13 protein-coding genes are annotated in these 18,216 nt (G+C 45.3%); 9 read left to right on the forward strand and 4 right to left on the reverse strand.

Translation table 11 applies throughout. From position 1 onward, the window contains the following. From metH to ACXAGV_RS13095, 4 genes are all read left to right on the forward strand, one after another. Positions 1-2,625, forward strand: a complete 2,625-nt coding sequence (gene metH / locus ACXAGV_RS13080; protein WP_474873649.1) for a methionine synthase — start codon at positions 1-3, stop codon at positions 2,623-2,625. 23 nt (positions 2,626-2,648) lie between these two features. Next, complete coding sequence (locus tag ACXAGV_RS13085; protein ID WP_474873650.1) at positions 2,649-3,239, forward strand: DUF938 domain-containing protein; 591 nt, start codon at positions 2,649-2,651, stop codon at positions 3,237-3,239. 34 nt (positions 3,240-3,273) lie between these two features. Then, positions 3,274-3,558, forward strand: coding sequence for a pyrimidine/purine nucleoside phosphorylase (gene ppnP / locus ACXAGV_RS13090; RefSeq protein WP_014948660.1), 285 nt, complete (start codon positions 3,274-3,276; stop codon positions 3,556-3,558). 488 nt (positions 3,559-4,046) lie between these two features. Continuing rightward, positions 4,047-6,068, forward strand: coding sequence for a methyl-accepting chemotaxis protein (locus tag ACXAGV_RS13095; RefSeq protein ID WP_474873651.1), 2,022 nt, complete (start codon positions 4,047-4,049; stop codon positions 6,066-6,068). A 134-nt stretch (positions 6,069-6,202) separates the two neighbouring features. Here ACXAGV_RS13095 and ACXAGV_RS13100 read toward each other — a convergent pair whose 3' ends face one another. After that, positions 6,203-7,090, reverse strand: coding sequence for a LysR family transcriptional regulator (locus ACXAGV_RS13100; protein ID WP_474873652.1), 888 nt, complete (start codon positions 7,088-7,090; stop codon positions 6,203-6,205). 17 nt (positions 7,091-7,107) lie between these two features. Further along, the gene (locus tag ACXAGV_RS13105; RefSeq protein WP_474873653.1) at positions 7,108-8,076 is read right to left on the reverse strand and encodes a hydrogen peroxide-inducible genes activator; all 969 of its coding nucleotides are present in this window, start codon (positions 8,074-8,076) and stop codon (positions 7,108-7,110) included. Positions 8,077-8,234: 158 nt separating this feature from the next. On the opposite strand from ACXAGV_RS13105, the gene ACXAGV_RS13110 reads away from it, so the two are divergent. From ACXAGV_RS13110 to betI, 4 genes are all read left to right on the forward strand, one after another. Beyond that, positions 8,235-8,888 (forward strand): carbonic anhydrase, encoded by a 654-nt coding sequence (locus ACXAGV_RS13110; RefSeq protein ID WP_458731998.1) that lies wholly within the window; start codon positions 8,235-8,237, stop codon positions 8,886-8,888. An 11-nt stretch (positions 8,889-8,899) separates the two neighbouring features. Then, entirely contained in the window at positions 8,900-10,537 is a 1,638-nt protein-coding gene (locus ACXAGV_RS13115) for a SulP family inorganic anion transporter (protein ID WP_474873654.1), read from the forward strand. Positions 10,538-10,795: 258 nt separating this feature from the next. Beyond that, a complete protein-coding gene (locus tag ACXAGV_RS13120) occupies positions 10,796-13,228 on the forward strand; it encodes a TonB-dependent receptor domain-containing protein (RefSeq protein ID WP_474873655.1) in 2,433 nt (810 codons plus the stop codon). Between the two features lie 73 nt (positions 13,229-13,301). Next, positions 13,302-13,877 (forward strand): transcriptional regulator BetI, encoded by a 576-nt coding sequence (betI, locus tag ACXAGV_RS13125; RefSeq protein ID WP_474873656.1) that lies wholly within the window; start codon positions 13,302-13,304, stop codon positions 13,875-13,877. 216 nt (positions 13,878-14,093) lie between these two features. On the opposite strand, the gene ACXAGV_RS13130 is transcribed toward betI, so the two are convergent. Both ACXAGV_RS13130 and ACXAGV_RS13135 read right to left on the reverse strand, forming a co-directional pair. Continuing rightward, a complete protein-coding gene (locus ACXAGV_RS13130) occupies positions 14,094-16,169 on the reverse strand; it encodes a M13 family metallopeptidase (RefSeq protein ID WP_474873851.1) in 2,076 nt (691 codons plus the stop codon). Further along, positions 16,159-17,484: a GNAT family N-acetyltransferase gene (locus ACXAGV_RS13135; RefSeq protein ID WP_474873657.1), complete on the reverse strand. Its 1,326-nt coding sequence runs from the start codon at positions 17,482-17,484 to the stop codon at positions 16,159-16,161. The genes ACXAGV_RS13130 and ACXAGV_RS13135 overlap by 11 nt, the downstream gene beginning before the upstream one ends. A gap of 117 nt (positions 17,485-17,601) precedes the next feature. On the opposite strand from ACXAGV_RS13135, the gene ACXAGV_RS13140 reads away from it, so the two are divergent. After that, positions 17,602-18,060 (forward strand): regulatory protein RecX, encoded by a 459-nt coding sequence (locus ACXAGV_RS13140; RefSeq protein WP_474873658.1) that lies wholly within the window; start codon positions 17,602-17,604, stop codon positions 18,058-18,060. Positions 18,061-18,216: the final 156 nt, after the last annotated feature.

Raw genomic sequence — 18,216 nt, forward strand, 5'->3', positions numbered from 1 at the left:
ATGAGCGCAGAATTTTCTACATTTATTAATATCGGTGAGCGCACCAACGTTACAGGTTCAGCTCGTTTTAAACGCCTTATTCTTGAAGGTGATTACGAAACTGCACTTGATGTCGCAAGACAGCAGGTAGAAAACGGTGCCCAAATCATCGACATCAATATGGATGAGGCCATGCTTGATTCAAAGCAGGCCATGATCACCTTTTTAAACTTGATAGCCTCTGAGCCAGATATTAGCCGGGTTCCTATTATGATCGACTCGTCTAAATGGGAAATTATCGAAGCAGGGCTTAAGTGTGTCCAAGGTAAAGCGATAGTCAACTCAATTAGCTTAAAAGAAGGGGAAGAACTTTTCTTAAACCAGGCTAAGCTGATAAAGCGCTATGGTGCTGCAACTGTGGTGATGGCATTCGATGAGACCGGCCAGGCTGATACAAAAGCGCGCAAAGTTGAAATTTGTGAGCGTAGCTACAAGCTGCTTACAGAAGAAGTCGGCTTTCCACCTGAAGATATTATTTTTGACCCGAATATTTTTGCAGTAGCAACGGGGATTGAAGAGCACGATAACTACGCGGTTGATTTTATTGAAGCGACCCGCGAGATTCGTAAAACCTGCCCCTATTCACACATTTCTGGTGGCCTTTCTAATATTTCGTTTTCATTCAGGGGGAATAACCCGGTTCGCGAAGCGATGCACTCGGTGTTTCTGTACCACGCTATTCGCGCCGGTATGGATATGGCTATAGTTAACGCTGGTCAGCTAGAGGTGTATGACGAAATACCCGCCGAACTGCGCGATGCGGTTGAAGACGTGATTCTAAATCGCAGAAGCGATGCTACCGAACGTTTGCTTGATATTGCACCTAATTATCAAGGTGATGGTAAGGCTGCCGCGAAGGAAGATTTATCCTGGCGCGAGCAAGAAGTGAATAAACGCTTAGAGCATGCGCTTGTTAAAGGCATTACCGATTACATCATTGAAGATACCGAAGAAGCGCGTCAACAAGCTGAACGTCCACTACACGTTATCGAAGGGCCGTTAATGGACGGCATGAACGTGGTAGGGGATTTATTCGGTGAAGGTAAGATGTTCCTTCCGCAGGTAGTAAAGTCGGCCCGCGTAATGAAAAAAGCGGTAGCTCACTTACAGCCCTTTATTGAAGAAGAAAAATCAGACGATGCAAAGAGCAATGGCAAGATTCTTCTCGCTACGGTAAAAGGCGATGTTCACGATATCGGTAAAAATATTGTGGGCGTGGTACTTCAGTGTAATAACTTTGAAGTAATTGATCTTGGCGTGATGGTGCCAGCAGCTACAATCTTACAAACCGCAAAAGACGAAAATGTCGATATGATCGGCCTGTCAGGTCTTATTACGCCATCACTTGATGAAATGGTTCACGTAGCTAAAGAAATGGAGCGTCAGGGTTTTGATATTCCGCTTCTTATTGGCGGTGCTACTACATCAAAAGCGCATACCGCAGTAAAAATCGAACAAAATTACCACGCGCCAGTGGCTTATGTTCCAAACGCAAGTAGGGCAGTAGGCGTATGTCAGCGTCTTCTAAACAAAGCGTCTCGTGATATTTACGCGCAAGAACTGGCAAAAGAATACGACACGGTACGCGAACAGCACGCCCGTAAAAAGCCGCGCAGCAAGCCGGTAACGTTAGCTCAGGCCAGAGAAAACGCTTTTAAGCCAGATTTTTCGATTTTGCCAGTAAAACCTGCGAGCCTAGGTGTAACACCGGTAACCGCCGATTTAGCTACGCTGCGTAACTACATTGATTGGACTCCCTTCTTCCTAACTTGGTCTTTAGCAGGAAAGTACCCGCGTATACTCGAAGATGAAGTAGTGGGTGAGCAGGCCCAGTCATTATTTAGTGATGCCAACGCCATGTTGGACAAAATTATCGAAGAGAACAGCCTTCAGGCGAAGGGTGTTATCGGCCTGTTTCCGGCTAATCGGGTTAATGACGACGTTGAAATTTATACCGATGAGTCGAGAGGCCAGGTGCAGGGCGTTGCCCATCATTTGCGTCAGCAAACCCTAAAAGACAAATTCGCAAATTATTGTTTAGCAGACTTTGTAGCTGAAAAGTCGAGTGGCATAAATGATTATGTGGGCGCTTTTGCTGTCACCGGCGGTATAGGTGAAGACGAGCTTGCTGATAGCTATATTCAGGCTAGCGATGACTACAACGGCATTATGGTTAAAGCGGTTGCAGACAGGCTTGCCGAAGCGTTTGCAGAATATCTGCACGAGCAAGTACGTAAGCACTATTGGGGTTACGCTGCTAACGAATCACTAAGTAACGAAGACCTTATCCGCGAAAAATACCAAGGCATTCGACCGGCGCCAGGTTATGCCGCGTGTCCAGAACATACTGAAAAGCAGCTTATTTGGGATTTATTGTCAGCCGAGCAGCATACAGGTATGAAGCTGACCGAAAGTTACGCCATGTGGCCGGGCGCGTCGGTATCGGGCTGGTATTTTGCTCACCCTGATTCGAAATACTTTGCGGTCGCCAAAATTCAAGCCGACCAAGTAGAAGATTACGCCACACGTAAAGGCTGGACCTTAGAAGAAGCCGAGAAGTGGTTGGGCCCTAACCTAAGTGATTAATGCTGATTAGGCTGGGAAAGTATATGCAAATTGAAAAGCCTTTCAGTCAGGCCTGTGAAAACAACAAGCGCGCTATTTTAAGCGTGCTTGAACAAGCTTTTGCAAACTGTAAGCAAGTGCTGGAAATAGGTAGCGGCACGGGGCAACACGCCGTTTTTCTGGCTGAACACTTACCCCATCTTGTTTGGCACACTAGCGATCAACCGCACTATCACGAGGGAATTGTTACGTGGCTGAGCGATTCAACCGCGTGTAATGTAAAGGCTCCCGTTGAATTCACAGTAGGACAAGACGTTTTTCCCAATCTCGACGTAGATGGTGTCTTCACTGCAAACACCGCACATATCATGCAAAAAGAAGAGGCGAAGCTACTAATGGAGTCAGTAGCATCGCACTTACCCAAAGGGGGCATATTTTGTCAGTATGGCCCTTTTACACACAGCGGCAAGTTCACTTCTGAAAGTAACCAAGCCTTCCACATTTCGCTGCTAGAGCGAGGATATGGTGGTTACCGCGATATTAACGAGCTAACTGCTTGGGCAGGCAAGTTAAGCTTGCAAGACATAATCGACATGCCCGCCAATAACCATATGCTTATTTGGCAAAAACGCTAGAAAAGCATCTCTTGCATCAATGAAAGGAGTAGCTATGAGCTTTAAAGTAAACCATTATTTCGACAATAAAGTGAGCTCGATTGGGTTTGAATCTGCAAACGGCCCCTGTACCTCGGGCGTGATGTCGCCGGGTGAATATACATTTTCTACATCACAAAAAGAGCTAATGAAAGTGGTTGAAGGTGAGCTAGTTGTGAAGCTTCCGGGAAGTGACGAATGGCAATCTTTTGCTACAGGCACCAGCTTTAATGTACCCGCCGATGCTTCTTTTGACGTAAAAGTGTCTACGCCAACCGCTTATCTTTGCTTTTACAGCTAATTCTTAAAAGCGTTTAATTCACTCTGTATTTAAACTTTCGTAGAATTGACTTTCAGAGGTTGTAAAATTTCTCTGTATATCTCAAAGTATTAGAAGTGCAAGCGAGCTCGGCTCACTTGCGCTTTTATACTAATAAAACTAAACCTGAAATGTGTGCGAATTATCAGGGCCTGTTGACCTTTGATGTACAAATTTTGGTCTAAATGGAAGCCTTTTAATCGCGAAACAGTCCTGCAAGCCTAGTGGGCTAAGTTAAAGGGCTGTGACAAAGAGTAAAAGGCTTCCATAACGACCCCTTCGGGCAGCGCCTTTGTGCCATCTATACTGCGTTGAATGTTTTCGACTTAGAACCACTAAACCGTCAAACATCCGCCTTGTCTAGATGGCACAAAGACCGCTGTAAAAATGTACAACAAAGGTCAACAGGCCCTAGTGCTGGAATACACCTTTCGCATGTTGTGGCGTTTAGTACACAATGAGAAGTACAAATGAAATCCATATCACTCCAAAAAAAGTTCATGCTTATCGTTGGTGGTAGCATAGCTTTAATGTTACTCATCACGGCGTTTTTCTTGGTCAATACCGTTGCAGATAACACCCGCAGTCGTGTAGAAAAAGAGGTTAAATCTCTTGTCGCCCGTGAAGCAAATGATGTTGAAGGCTTTTTCGCAACCTATGGCGGCGTTGCTAGAGCGTTCCTAAGTAGTCCTTTTCTAGAAGATTTTTTTACGCGCCATAACACGCGAGGAGCGCCCGAAAGCCAACTGACTCAATCCAAAGATATCTATGCCACATTTGAGGGCATCAGCAGTCAAGATCCCATTATTAAATCGGCGTTCTTTGGTTCAGCTAAGACGGGTGAATACTTCTATGAAGAGGGCCGAGTCGGCGTCGAAACGTCAGGCCCTGATGCCGGCAACCCTAACGCCGGTTACTTTGCTACTAAGCGACCGTGGTTTACTACTGCCGTTGAAAAAGGAAAGTTATATGTTACGCCTCCTGCTGTCGATTCCCAAGATGGAAGCGTATCTGCAGTAGTACAAACCCCGATATACAAAAATGGAGCGTTACTAGGCGTTGGCGGTGTCGATATTCTTATTAGCACGGTGGGTAAGGTCATAGATGCCATTCGTTATGAAGAACAAGGCACGGCGTTTTTACTCGATGAAAACCAAAACATTGTTTACTTTCCAAAACAGAGCAAAGCGTTGCCACTAAGCTCCTCTATTCAAAACTTTGACAGTGTATTTGATGATACCGAAGGTTTTGGCAAGTTGGCGGGTATTATCGCAACCAATGAATCTGGGATTGTGCCCCTAACTTGGAAGGGAAAAGACTATGTTGCGGTTTTTGAGCATGCTAAGTTAATCAACCCACAAATGAACTGGTCGCTGGGTATTCTTGTTCCTGCAAGCATTATAGATAGCCCAATAAATAGTGCCATTACTACGGCAATTATCGTCGCCATTGTTATCATTGGATTAATAGCATTTATTACCTATTTGGCGAGTGCGAAAGTTACTCAGCCTTTGGTGGAAATGCGCAACGCAATGGCGGAAATAGCACATGGCGACGGTGATTTAACTAAGCGTTTGGAAGTTAAAAGCAACGACGAGATCGGTGCACTAGCCATAGAGTTTAATACCTTTACCGATAAACTCAGGTCGCTACTTAAAGATACTGCCGCTAACACCAAGGCCGTTTCTGATGCGGCTGACCATCTTCGAGACGTAAGTCACGCTACCAGCAAAGAAATTAATCAAGAGCGCAGCCAAGTGGACAATGTGTCTGCGGCGGTCACACAGATGGCCGCTACCGTCGTTGAGATTTCAAAAAATGCGGCACAGTCTAGTAACGCCGCAACTAAAGCAGACGAGCTAGTACAAGTTGGTAGCGAGCAAGTGCAAGATGCTATGAGAGAAATTCGCGCACTGGCCGACGCGATTAGTCAGGGAGTTGAAGTTGTAGGCGGATTGAGCAATGAGTCTGACAGCATTGGTGCCGTAGTCGATGTCATCAACAGCATAGCTGAACAAACTAATTTGCTTGCCTTGAACGCGGCCATTGAAGCGGCAAGAGCTGGTGAACAGGGACGCGGTTTTGCCGTCGTCGCAGACGAAGTTCGCTCGCTGGCAAGCCGTACACAAGAATCGACCACTGATATACGAAAAATGGTTGAGCGATTACAAGCAATGTCTGAACAGACCAACAGCGTCATGCAGGAAGGTCAATCCCGTTCTCAATCTGGTGTTGATAAGACAGAAAAAGTTGTCGAAACGCTTAAAGATATTACACAGTCTATAGGTTTGGTTCACGAGCAAAGTACTCACATTGCTCTTGCCACCGAGCAGCAAACAGGTGTTGCTCAAGACATTAATAAGTCGCTCGTGGCAATCACAAGCTTAAGTGACAAAACTAGTCAACACGCTGAAGAGTTAGCGGTGGAAGCGACGCAGCTCAGTACTGTCTCTGGTGACTTAAAAGAGCTGGTGGGGCAATTTAAGATTTAGTGCCTCTCGTGGCTGAAAGTACTGCGTATTCAGTTATATTTTAAAGCAGTGGTTTCCCGCTTGCCATTTTAGATGGCAAGCGATTCATCCACTCCTGTAAAGCAATGGCACCTCCACCGTAAAGCTTAAAAGGATTATGGTTTGTGGCTTTGAGAAAGAGCAATGAAATCATCTACAAACCCTAATACGTCCTGCGTTTTTCTATGACCCAAATATAAGGTTTTCGATATACCCTGCTCTCCAAGAGAGCGGTACGCTAAAAGATCGCGCTCTTTCGATTCTTCAATCAACCACTTAGGCAGTGCCGTAACTCCACGCCCCGCTGCAACCATTTGCAAGATAATCTCAGTCGTCTCAATGGTCTTGTGCTGTTTAACCGTACAATTGGCGGGAGTTAGGAAGTGGGTAAATACGTCCAGTCGACTATGTTCTACCGGATATGTAATTAGGGTTTCATTGATTAAGTCTTTCGGAGATATACATGACTTATCTACTAAGCTGTGGTGTTTTCCCATAACCAGTACCTGCTCGTATTCGAATACTGGCGTATAGGTAATAGTATCTAAGTGGAGCGGGTCGGGGGTGAGTAAAATGTCTATGTCGTACCCGTGTAGAGCCTGTAATCCGCCAAACGAAAATGCTCGGCGTACATCAACATCAACATCGGGAAAGGCTTTTAAAAAAGGCGCGACAACTTTTAACAGCCATTCGAAGCATGGGTAGCATTCCATTCCAATACGTAATATGCCCTGTTTACCATCGGCAAATCGGCGCAATTGGGCTTCAGTATGCTCGAACTGGGGTAAAACTCTATGGGCTAAGCCTAAAACACTTTGCCCTGCTTGGGTAAGTGTTAGCTTTCTACCTTCTTTCTTCCAAAGCGGTACGTCAAAATGCGCTTCTAACTTTTTCATTGCGTGGCTTAGCGCAGACTGGGTGAGAAAAAGGGATTTCGCAGCTTCGGTCATAGAACCTTCAGCGTCTATCGCCCTTACTATTCGCAAATGCTGTCTGTCAATCATAGTCAATTACAACCCGTTTATCGTTTTTGAAGAGGATGTGGGGCAGAACTAACAATAGTTACTGCGTCTGACAAGCGACTTTCAATTATTTCTTTTATGATAATCGATATTTCTCTAAAGGTTTTTCGCCCTGGCGCTGTGTTTCTCCACGCTAACGAGTGCTGGCGTTCAATGGGCATATCTGCGATTTCACACACATGCAGTGCTTCAGGTTTGTGTAACTCAGAATGGATATAAAGCCCAGGTAAAAAGGCCACGCCCATCCCCATTACCACCATTTGGCGCAAGGTATCTAGGCTAGTGCCTTCGTAATCACGCTGTAAATCGGCACCAATTTCATCGCAGATACGCTGTACTTGGTGGTGAAAGTGATGCCGGTCTTCTAGCGTTAGTACTTTTTCACCACTTATCTCGTGTGGTTTAACATAGGCTTTACCCGCTAATTTATGGTCGGAAGGCGTTACAAATTTTAACGGTTCTTTAAAAAGCGGTTGCGTAATCAATTGAGAATTTTCACCCGAAAGTGGAGAAAGAATTAAGTCGTATTCGCCACGCAATAAACCGTGTTGCAGCGCATTGGGCGCGCCTTCACGGACGTAAAAACGCAAGCCGGGCTTACGCTTGTGCAAATCGGGTAATACAAAAGGGAGGAGATAAGGTCCGAGTGTAGGAGGGATCCCTAATCGGAATGTAACTATTTCACCTTCTGACAGGTCACGCGCTATCTCGCCGAACCTTTGAGATGCTTGTAGCACTTCTTCAGCCGCATCAAGCAGCGCCTTACCTTGAGGAGATAAAAGTGTTCCGGTGCGTGAACGCTCAAATAATGTTAAGCCCAATAAATTTTCCAAAGCACTGATTTGACTGGTCAGAGTTGGTTGGCTAATGCCTAAAATTCCCGCAGCCTGCCTGAAACTTAGGTACTTCGCCACAGCGACAAAATAGCGGATCTGGTTAATCGACGGGGTCTTTCCGTTAAATTGCATGGTGAAAGCCGCCTTATGTTACTAAACTTATAATTGTTAGTGTTTAACAGGTGATAGTATTTAGCTATCGCGAGTTAGTATATTAAACTATTAATCTATCAGGTGAAACTGGCGTAATTACATAATCATTACAATTATTAAAAAATTGGGAGTTATATATGGATCACGTTATCTCAGGTGTTGCCAAATTTCAGAAAGAAGTTTATCCAAACAAAAAAGCTACGTTTCAAAAGCTAGCTACTGGTCAGAACCCTGAAGTACTTTTTATTACGTGCTCTGATTCACGTATCGACCCTAACCTCGTAACACAAACTGACCCAGGCGAACTTTTCATTTGCCGTAACGCAGGCAATATCGTTCCTCCTCACAGCAACCAAACAGGCGGTATGACTGCATCTATTGAATTTGCAGTTGCTGCACTGGGTGTTTCTCACATTGTTATTTGCGGTCACACCGACTGTGGTGCGATGAAAGGTGCGATTAACCCAGAAGCTTTGAGCTCACTACCGCATGTTAAAGAGTGGTTAGGCCATTGTCGTGTCGCAACTGACGTGGTTAAAGAGCGTTGCGGTCATTCTGAACTTTCTATTGATGATTTAGAAGCGGTAACGAAAGAGAACGTTGTTCAGCAAATTCAGCACCTTCGCACTCACCCTGCTGTTGCTGCCAAAATCGCAACAGGTCAGGTTAAGCTTCACGGATGGGTTTATAACATTGGTTCAGGTGAAGTGCTTTACTACAACACTGAGTCTGGTGAATTTGATGTAATGGACGAGTCTACTGCCGAAGCACAACTTGCTCGCGGTGAATAAGGTCTGTAACCATGGTAAAAATTAACCTTTCAAATTTACGTGGCGATTTTACCGGCGGTTTAACTGCTGGTATCGTTGCTTTGCCACTGGCGCTTGCACTCGGTGTTGCGTCAGGCCTAGGCCCAATGGCGGGCCTTTATGGTGCTATCGCGGTTGGCTTCTTTGCTGCACTTTTCGGTGGTACACCAGCTCAGATATCTGGTCCAACGGGACCAATGGTTGTTGTTCTTGCCGGCTTGTTTGCAAGTCTATCAGGCGACGCCAGCCTTATATTCACCGCCGTGATATTAGCGGGTATATTCCAGATTGTTTTTGGTGTTCTTGGCGTTGGTCAATACATTCGCCTAGTGCCTTACCCGGTAATATCAGGCTTTATGTCGGGCATCGGTGCAATCATCATTATCCTGCAGTTGGGTAGGTTATTGGGGCACGAGCCTCCGGGCGGTACGATTGGCGCGTTGTCCTACCTACCGACCGCACTTGCCGATATCGATTTTGCAACCTTGGCGCTTGGCCTTGGTACTTTGGTTATTGCCTACAAATGGCCACCGCAACTAGGCAAATATGTGCCTGGCGCACTGGCTGCACTAATTATTGGAACACTAGTAAGCCTTGCGCTATCAGTGCCTGTTCTTGGTGACATTCCTACAGGCCTACCAAGTCTGCACCTTCCAGTATTTGACCAAAGTAAAGCACTGCTTATTCTTGAAGCCGCGTTTATCCTAGCTGTGCTGGGAGCCATCGATAGTCTACTTACATCTCTCGTTGCTGATAACATGACGCGTACCCGTCACGATAGTAACAAAGAGCTAATCGGCCAAGGTATTGGTAATACATTTGCTGGTTTGATCGGCGGTATCGCAGGTGCAGGTGCAACCATGCGTACTGTTGTAAATATCCGTAGCGGTGGTAAATACAACATTTCAGGCATGGTTCACGCGCTAGTGCTTCTAGCCATTGTGTTAGGTCTTAGTCCGCTAGCGGCGCAAATTCCTCACGCTGTACTTGCAGGTATCTTGGTTAAAGTTGGTTTAGACATCATAGACTGGAGCTATCTGAAACGTGCTCACAAGGGACCACGTTGGGACTTCGGCCTAATGCTTATGGTGCTTGCGCTAACCGTATTTGTAGACCTAATCACAGCGGTTGGTGTGGGCGTTGTATTTGCTGCACTTGCATACGTTAAGCAAATCGCGCAACTTCAAATCGAAGAGCTTAAGAAAATCCCTGAGTCGCTTAACGACCCTAAGGAGAACGAGCTTTTAGAGTCACTCAAAGACAAGGTTTCAATTTTTAGCTTTGGTGGTCCACTAAGCTTTGGTGCAGCCGCAGACTTAGGTCACCACGTTCGTGAGCGAGTCAATCCGGGTTCTAAAGTCACCATTCTAGACTTCTCACGTGTTCCACTCATGGATGTATCGGCAGCAATGGCTGTTGATACAGTAACTTCAGATGCACTTGCTGCTGGTCGTCAGTTAGTTATTTGTGGTGCAAACGCTGAGGTCAATAAGGTGTTAGAGGGCGTAAACGAAGCACACCCTGGTATACCTAACTTTGAAACCTTGCACGACGCCTTGCTTTATGCAGAAAAGCAAGTAGCCGGGACTGAAAGCAAAAACACCAGTTTTCAAGCCGCCACACAGTCGTAAAGTAATACCAAGGTAAGATAAACCTTTCCCTTTTAGCCCTCACTTACGAGGGCTTTTTTATGCCTACAGATCAGCTATTCTCATCTTACGGCGAGAAATAATAGAACGCAAACAAGCTTCCGTGGCAAATTTTGTACTGTTCATCCCTAAATTAATTTGTGAATTTAATTAATTGATCGTTCAATTAAATTTAACGTAAGTGTAACAATACCCATCTAGAGTAGTGCGCAAATAAAATACAACTACTTTGGGAAACACATGAAATCAAGGAATAAATTATCTATAGCGGTACTTGCTGCTCTATCATCTATGGCTGCGGTAACAGTGCCTTTCCAGGCTCTTGCAGAGGAAGTAGATCGTGCTGACGAAGAGCGCATAGAAGAAATCACGGTTGTTGGGCGAAGCGTCTCTTACGCTAACAATGCAACAAGCGAGGATATGTTTAAACAACAGGCTAACCTTAGCAGCGTTTTAGCCGCAGTCGACAACCTCCCTGGCGTCCTGATTAACGAAGGTGATACCTTTGGGGCTGATGACTGGTCAACATCTATTGTTATTCGTGGTTTTCAGGTGAACCTAAACGAACAGCAAATAGGTATGACGGTAGACGGCATTGCCAATGGTAATTCAAACTACGGCGGTGGCGCAAAAGCAAACCGCTATATTGATACTGAAAATGTCAAAGGCATAGAAGTTTCTCAAGGTACGGCGGATATTGCTTCCCGTTCACACGAAGCCCTAGGCGGGACACTTAATTTCACCACTATTGACCCATCCATGGAGCAGGGTTTAGTCGCTAGCGTCACCGCTGGTGAGTTCGATGCGTCAAAATACTATGTTCGCTATGATACGGGCGAAATCTTTAAAGATACCTACGCGTGGATCAGTCTTTCAAGTCAAGAAAGCTCTGACTTTATGCAGCAGGCGGCAGAGAACACTCGTGATCACTTAGCCATGAAGTTTATTTCTACCGTTAACGACGTGTCTCTTTCAGGTTACCTGTCTTATGACGATACTCACGAAGATAACTATCAGCGCATTTACGGGTTGGCTCAATATGAGCAAAATCCAGATTGGGACCAGTTAACTGACGAGTGGACAGGCGTGCCTTATCAAGATCAGGCGTATCGTCGAGGCTGGTCTACACTGCGCGAAAACTTATTCGCTTATCTACAAGCAGAGTTTACGATTGATCAGGTCGATTTCATGACTAACGTGTATTATCACGACAATAAAGGCCGCGGTGAATGGGTGCCACCTTATATCGTCGACATCACTGATGACGGCGCAGAAGGTCATTCAGAACTTGTAGTTGGCAACACAGCCCTCGGTGGTCAAGAAATTGGACAAATTTACTTCGTTGATAGACAAGGTAATCAGTTAAGCCCTATTGAAGGCTGTCAAAGTTCACTAACTTTCCCTTACGGTGGAGCAGGTGCACAGTACGACCCTGGCTGCCACGAGCAAGGGGCTATTCCAGTGGGCTCATATCGTCACACTCATTATGATAAAGAGCGTTTTGGCATTAATGCTGATGCAGTGTGGTACACCAAAATTGGTGATTTTGATAATACCTTACGTTTTGGTCTTTGGTGGGAAGACTATGAGCGTGGCGAGTCTCGCGATTGGCATAAAATCACCAACTCGTCTATTAGCGTCGATTATGATAATGTGCCTTACTGGGTGCAGTACGACAGAACCTTCCCAGTTGATACCTTGATGTACTATGTGGAAGATGAACTTGACGTAGGCTTTGCCCGCATTCGCGCTGGTGCCAAGAAGTTTAACGTAGACATCGAAAAAACGGACAACTTTGACTCAGTTAACAACTTGTCGGTGAATACTGATTCAGATACGTTGTTTTCAGCCGGTATTGTCGCGCCTTTACCATATGAAGGCTTGGAGGTTTTTGCCGGTTATGGAGAAAACTTTGCGGCAATTAAAGATGCGCAATTAGAGCGCAACGATACTGACCTTCGCTTTATAAAGCCAGAAACAGCCGATAACATTGATGTTGGATTCCGCTACTCATCACCAGGGTTCAACGCCAGCGTGACCTACTACAATATTGAGTTTAACGACCGTATTCAATTTACCAGCAACGAAACTCCTGAGGGCATAGACTTTCTTGAAGCGGCCGCCGGTGGTTATAAGAATGTGGGCGGTATTGAGTCTAGCGGTTTTGAAATTTCAGCAGACATTATGCTAACCGAAGAGTTCTCGTTGTTCACTTCTATTACCTTAAGCGAGTCAGAATATGTTGCGACGGTAGGTAGTTCAGGTACGCAATACGATACACTTGACGATGCGCTGGCAGCCATCGCTGACCCTGAAAACCCTGAAATGTCACTGGTAGCTATTGAAGGTAATACGGTTATCGGTACGCCTGACACTATGGCGGTAATTAGCCTTGATTGGGCACGCGATAACTACTTTGCAGGCCTGTCTACCAAGTACGTTGATAGCCGCTACCTGGATATTGATAATGCAGCACAAGTTGATGACTATATCGTTAGCGACTTCTATATTGGCGGCTTTATCGAAAACATTGGTTCAGGTGCTGAAGAGCTAGAAGTGCGTTTAACAGTAAACAACCTGTTTGATGAAGACTATGCGTCTACCATTGCACCAGGTGCATTTTGGATTGGCGCACCTCGCGCTGTTGCAGTCAACGCACGCTTAACCTTTTAATCGTGATATCATACCTGCGACAGCATAATGCTGTTGCAGGTTAATTTTTAGATTTAAGGTTTGGAGTTGTAGCATGCCCAAGGTGGGAATGGAGCCAGTTCGTAAGAAGCAATTAATTGAAGCAACGCTAGAAGTGATGGCAGAGGTTGGCTATCACGGCACAACGATTAGCTTAATTAGTAAAAGAGCTGGGCTTTCTTCAGGGATAATCAGTCACTATTTTGGTGACAAGCAAGGCTTAATTGAAGCAACAATGCGTCACCTTCTCGATGCGCTAAAAATCACGCAGCGTATTGAGGCCCCCCTAGAGCGGATTGATTTCATTATTGATAATAACTTTTCACAAACGCAGGGGGCGAGTTCAGCCACTAATACCTGGTTTAACTTCTGGGCGTTATCGCTACACAATGAAGGCTTGCATCGTTTGCAATGTATTAACCACAAACGCTTAGAACGTAACTTAGCGTTTAGCTATCGCATGTTACTTCAACCTGAACAGGTTAAAAATGCCGCTGCGTCCACCGCTGCACTCATTGACGGTTATTGGCTTCGTTATTCCATGGGCAGTGTAGGTAATGGCGATTTTTCAGAGGCTGTAGCCCGTTGTAAGCAATACGTTCGCGATTTAGTTGCCCAATACGGGAAATAAATAAGCAGTCGCAGTTAAACTGGAGTGGGCAATATAAATAAAGGCTCGCTGCAGATACGTTAAAGCATAAAAAAACATTGAGTTAAGAAGAAAGAAAAGGGCGGTATGACATTAGTCGTACCGCCCTTTTATATTTTAAGCAGTTGATACCGAATGCATTGAACCATTCAGCGTAGTGAGCCTGTAAAAGGCTCACAAAACTGTGCACTCAACGAGTTACCAAATTCTTACACGCTCTTCTGGCGCAAGATAAAGTGCATCACCTGGTTTCACATCAAACGCTTCATACCATGCATCATGGTTTCTTGGAGCTTGTGCACGATAACGACCTGGCGCGTGTGTACCTGCGCGAAGTTGATTCAACATGCTTTCTTCCGTGCGTTTTTCTTTCCACACTTGTGCCCATGCAAGGAAGAAACGCTGATCGCCTGTTAGGCCGTCAATTACCGGCGCTTCTTTGCCGTTAAGGCTAAGTTTGTAGGCGTGGTAAGCCATGGCTAGACCACCCACGTCACCAATGTTTTCACCCAAGCTGTTGCGACCATTTACGAAGTTACCTTCGATAGGCTCGTACTGGCTGTATTGCTCGGCTAGCATATCCGCTTTTTCTTCAAACGCTGCGCGGTCAGCATCGGTCCACCAGTTGCGCTGAATACCGTTTGCATCTGACTTCGAGCCTTGATCGTCAAAACCATGTCCCATTTCGTGACCAATTACCGCACCGATTGCACCGTAGTTAACTGCTGCGTCGGCGTTTGGATCAAAGAATGGTGGTTGCAAAATAGCCGCTGGGAATACAATTTCATTGAACGAGCTATTGTAGTAGGCATTAACCCGCTGCGGTGTCATACCCCAGCGATTGCGATCTGTTTTCTCTAGCTCACGTTCTACCGATTGGTCTTGGAAGAATGTGCGTAGGTTTCGAACATTGCCTACTAAGTCTTTGTCGCTGATGGTTACGCCGTCGAAAGACTGCCATTCGTCTGGGTAGCCAATTTTAGGGTTAAATGCCATTAGCTTTTCTTTGGCATTTACCTTGGTTTCTTCGCTCATCCAGTCTAGGTTTTCAATACGCTCACCTAGTGCTGTACGCAAGTTCTCAACCAGCTCCGCCATCTGCTCTTTTGAGCTTTCTGGGAAGTATTCGTTTACGTAAATCTTGCCGATAGCAAAACCAAGTGACTCAGTACCAGACATTTGGCTCACTGCGCGCTTCCAACGAGGACGAGGCTCTTGCTGACCGCTTAGTGTACGACCAAAGAAGTCAAAGTTGGCTAGGTAGATATCTTCAGAAAGGAAGCCCGCATTGTTTGAAATAGTGTGATACTTCAAGTACGACTTCCAATCGGCTAAGTCAGCTTCATTAATAATCTTAATTACGTCTTTTACAGGCTCTGGTTGTGAAATATTCAACTCAGGCACCTTATAGCCGGTTTGAGCAAAATACGTGTTCCAATCAAAGCCGGGGTATTCATCAGACAGTTTGCTACGCTCAATTTGATTAAGAGTAAGGTCGCGGTCACGGCGTTTTTCGCGAGGCCACTGAATGTCTGCAATTTGTGTTTCAAGAGCAAGAATGTTTGCTGCTTTTTCGGCGGCGTTTTCTTCGCCTGCAAAATTAAGCATTTGCTCGATGTGTGCTACGTAAGCTTCACGAATTTTAACAAAACGCTCGCTATCACTTAGGTAGTAATCGCGATCAGGAAGACCTAAACCCCCCACGCCAACACTTAACTGATATTCGTTCGGGTCAAGGCGGTTGTACCACATGCCACCGTAAATAGGTGTGCTTGAACCTACCAACCAGCTGTTGCCAAACGCTTTGGTTAGGTCAGTTCTGTTCTCAATACTATCAATAGACGTAAGTACGTCTTTAATTGGCTCAATACCTTTCTCGTTGATAGTATCGGTATCCATATAAGCAACGAAAAAGTCGTGAACAAGCTTCTCTTCTGCATTAAGAGAAGACTTTTCCATTAGCCCATCAATGATATTTTTAACTTGCTCTTCACTGCGCTCTGCAAGACCCGTAAACGCGCCGTAGCGAGTTTTGTCAGCGGGCAGCTCGTAGTTGTCGTACCATGTACCGCTCGCGTACATGAAGAAATCGTCACCAGGCTTTACGGCTTCGTTGCGAGCGGTCAAGTCTACGCCGAAAGAACCTAGCTCTGCTTCACCTTTCATCTCTGGTGCTTCAACTTTGCTGGTTTGGTCTTTTGCTTGCTCAGGTTGGCCACAACCTGCAAGGCCTAAAGATGCCGCAATTGCTACGGCAAGAAGTTTATATTTCATCATTTTTCTCGTTGTGATTATAAGTGTCGTCGTTAGGTGCAGTGACACTCGTTGTTTTTAAAGTAGGCACAAATTCCTTGTTAAACGGTAATGCATTCCGTGCCTGATTAAAATAGCTTGCGATATGCGGCGTTTCTCGCTGTAAAAAGTCTGCTACAGCAGTGTGAAACGACACATGTTGTAATTTGTGATGTGAACGGCAATAAATGGGCTCGAAACCACGAAGTATTTTATGTTCACCTTGGGTTCCAGGGTTAAACAGCGGAAGTTTTTTCGCGATCGCAAATTCAATGCCTTCAAAATAACAGCAGGCAAAATGTAGCCCGTCTATTTCTTTCAGTGCTCCCCAATATCTGCCATACAGTCCTGTCTCATCGTAGAAAAAGAGGGCGCTGGCTACTGCTACCTCATTCTCTATTGCCGTAACGATAAGCATGTTATCGCTCATGCTCTCGACAAGCTGCTCAAAGAACGCATCATTCAAATATCCCACGTGACCGCTTCGTTTTAAATAGGTTGCTTTGTAACACTTTGTGAAAAACTGCAGTGTATCTGGACTAATCTCATTGCCGGTATGATGGATAAAGCGGACGCCTTGCTCGTTCAGTTTACGTCGACTTTTCTTGATATCTTTTCTTTTGCGGGAGGTAAGCGCGTTAAGAAAATCGTCGAAATCACCATAACCGTAGTTATGCCACTGAAACTGAACCGCGTATCGGGTCAGGTAGTGGTTGGAATTACTGGATTGAACTTTAAATTGGTCATTAGGCAAATCATCGGCTAATTCACTGGCCTCAGGTTCGCCTTTACCAATAAGTTGAGCCGAGGTGCTTTCATTTGGGAATAACCAGTGAAAAGAAGATAAGGTTTCACCAAATACGGATTCTACGTACGTTGCCACCGTACCTTCCAGTTCGTGTAAAAGCGCCGGAGTAAGCACAATGTGCCCATCACAAAGCAGCCTAGAACCTGTTACGGGCGTGAAGGGGATGGCCGATATCCATTTAGGATAATAGTCGAGACCGTGCTGTGCATAAGCATTAGCCCAAGCGTGGTCAAACACGTATTCACCGTAGCTGTGAGTTTTCAGGTAGCCGGGAATAACGAGATTAACAGCCTCATGCTGGCTCTGCGCTATAGCAATATGGCAAGGCTGCCACCCAGATTCATTGCTACACGAGCCGCTGCGTTCTAGCGCATGCAAAAATTCGTACGAAAGAAAAGGGCCCGCTTCTTTTGCGAGGTATTGCCAGCGCTCTTTAGAGAGCTGTTCAATCGAATCTATTATTGTTATGCGATAGTCAGATGCTGTCATGCAGTTTACATCATGTAGAGGTTAAGTGCTTAAAACGCTAGATAGTCGCAATGTACGAGTATTTAACGCTAAAATAACGCGGTTTCTACGTTAATACAGAAGAGTAAGTTTACAAAAATGTCAGAGTTCGACCGAAAAATCATTACCGACGCGATTACTCGCATGCTGGCACGACGAGAGCATAGCTTTAACGAGATTATGCGAAAGTTGCAGCAGAAGGGAATAGCGAGTGATGTTTTCATGCCTATTCTGGAGGAATTCAAGGATGCTGATATCCAAAGCGATGCTAGATTTGCAGAAAGCCGAGCTCGCGCACTGTACTTAAAAGGGAAGGGACCCCGCGCGATAAAATTAGACTTGCAGCAATATGGTGTAGATGAAAGTACTGCAGAACACGCAATGAGAGACATTGACGCTGACTGGTTTGAAAGTGCTAAAAAAGTAAAAGAGAAAAAGTTTGGCGAGTTTTATGAAACCGAATTCGCGTTAAGACAAAAGCAGAAACAATTTCTTCAATATCGTGGCTTTTACCAAGAACACATTGAATATGCGGTAAGCGCGAACGAATCTAACTAAAACTGCTGGTTTACGCCCATGTTTCCCGACAATTAAGTGCCGTTAGCGATTCGTTTTATGAATATTGGCTATTTTCGTCTGTATAAAGTGAAATTTGAGCCTATCTTACCCCCGTTACACTTAACAAAATTGCGTTATCCGTGGTATTGTTGCGCA

This window comes from Alteromonas sp. ABH4_453, from assembly GCF_056160665.1.

What these genes read in the sequence shown, in the direction of transcription:
- metH (WP_474873649.1), top strand. Translation starts at nt 1, where the DNA reads ATGAGCGCAGAATTTTCTACATTTATTAATATCGGTGAGCGCACCAAC.
- ACXAGV_RS13085 (WP_474873650.1), top strand. Translation starts at nt 2,649, where the DNA reads ATGCAAATTGAAAAGCCTTTCAGTCAGGCCTGTGAAAACAACAAGCGC.
- ppnP (WP_014948660.1), top strand. Translation starts at nt 3,274, where the DNA reads ATGAGCTTTAAAGTAAACCATTATTTCGACAATAAAGTGAGCTCGATT.
- ACXAGV_RS13095 (WP_474873651.1), top strand. Translation starts at nt 4,047, where the DNA reads ATGAAATCCATATCACTCCAAAAAAAGTTCATGCTTATCGTTGGTGGT.
- ACXAGV_RS13100 (WP_474873652.1), bottom strand. Translation starts at nt 7,090, where the DNA reads ATGATTGACAGACAGCATTTGCGAATAGTAAGGGCGATAGACGCTGAA.
- ACXAGV_RS13105 (WP_474873653.1), bottom strand. Translation starts at nt 8,076, where the DNA reads ATGCAATTTAACGGAAAGACCCCGTCGATTAACCAGATCCGCTATTTT.
- ACXAGV_RS13110 (WP_458731998.1), top strand. Translation starts at nt 8,235, where the DNA reads ATGGATCACGTTATCTCAGGTGTTGCCAAATTTCAGAAAGAAGTTTAT.
- ACXAGV_RS13115 (WP_474873654.1), top strand. Translation starts at nt 8,900, where the DNA reads ATGGTAAAAATTAACCTTTCAAATTTACGTGGCGATTTTACCGGCGGT.
- ACXAGV_RS13120 (WP_474873655.1), top strand. Translation starts at nt 10,796, where the DNA reads ATGAAATCAAGGAATAAATTATCTATAGCGGTACTTGCTGCTCTATCA.
- betI (WP_474873656.1), top strand. Translation starts at nt 13,302, where the DNA reads ATGCCCAAGGTGGGAATGGAGCCAGTTCGTAAGAAGCAATTAATTGAA.
- ACXAGV_RS13130 (WP_474873851.1), bottom strand. Translation starts at nt 16,169, where the DNA reads ATGAAATATAAACTTCTTGCCGTAGCAATTGCGGCATCTTTAGGCCTT.
- ACXAGV_RS13135 (WP_474873657.1), bottom strand. Translation starts at nt 17,484, where the DNA reads ATGACAGCATCTGACTATCGCATAACAATAATAGATTCGATTGAACAG.
- ACXAGV_RS13140 (WP_474873658.1), top strand. Translation starts at nt 17,602, where the DNA reads ATGTCAGAGTTCGACCGAAAAATCATTACCGACGCGATTACTCGCATG.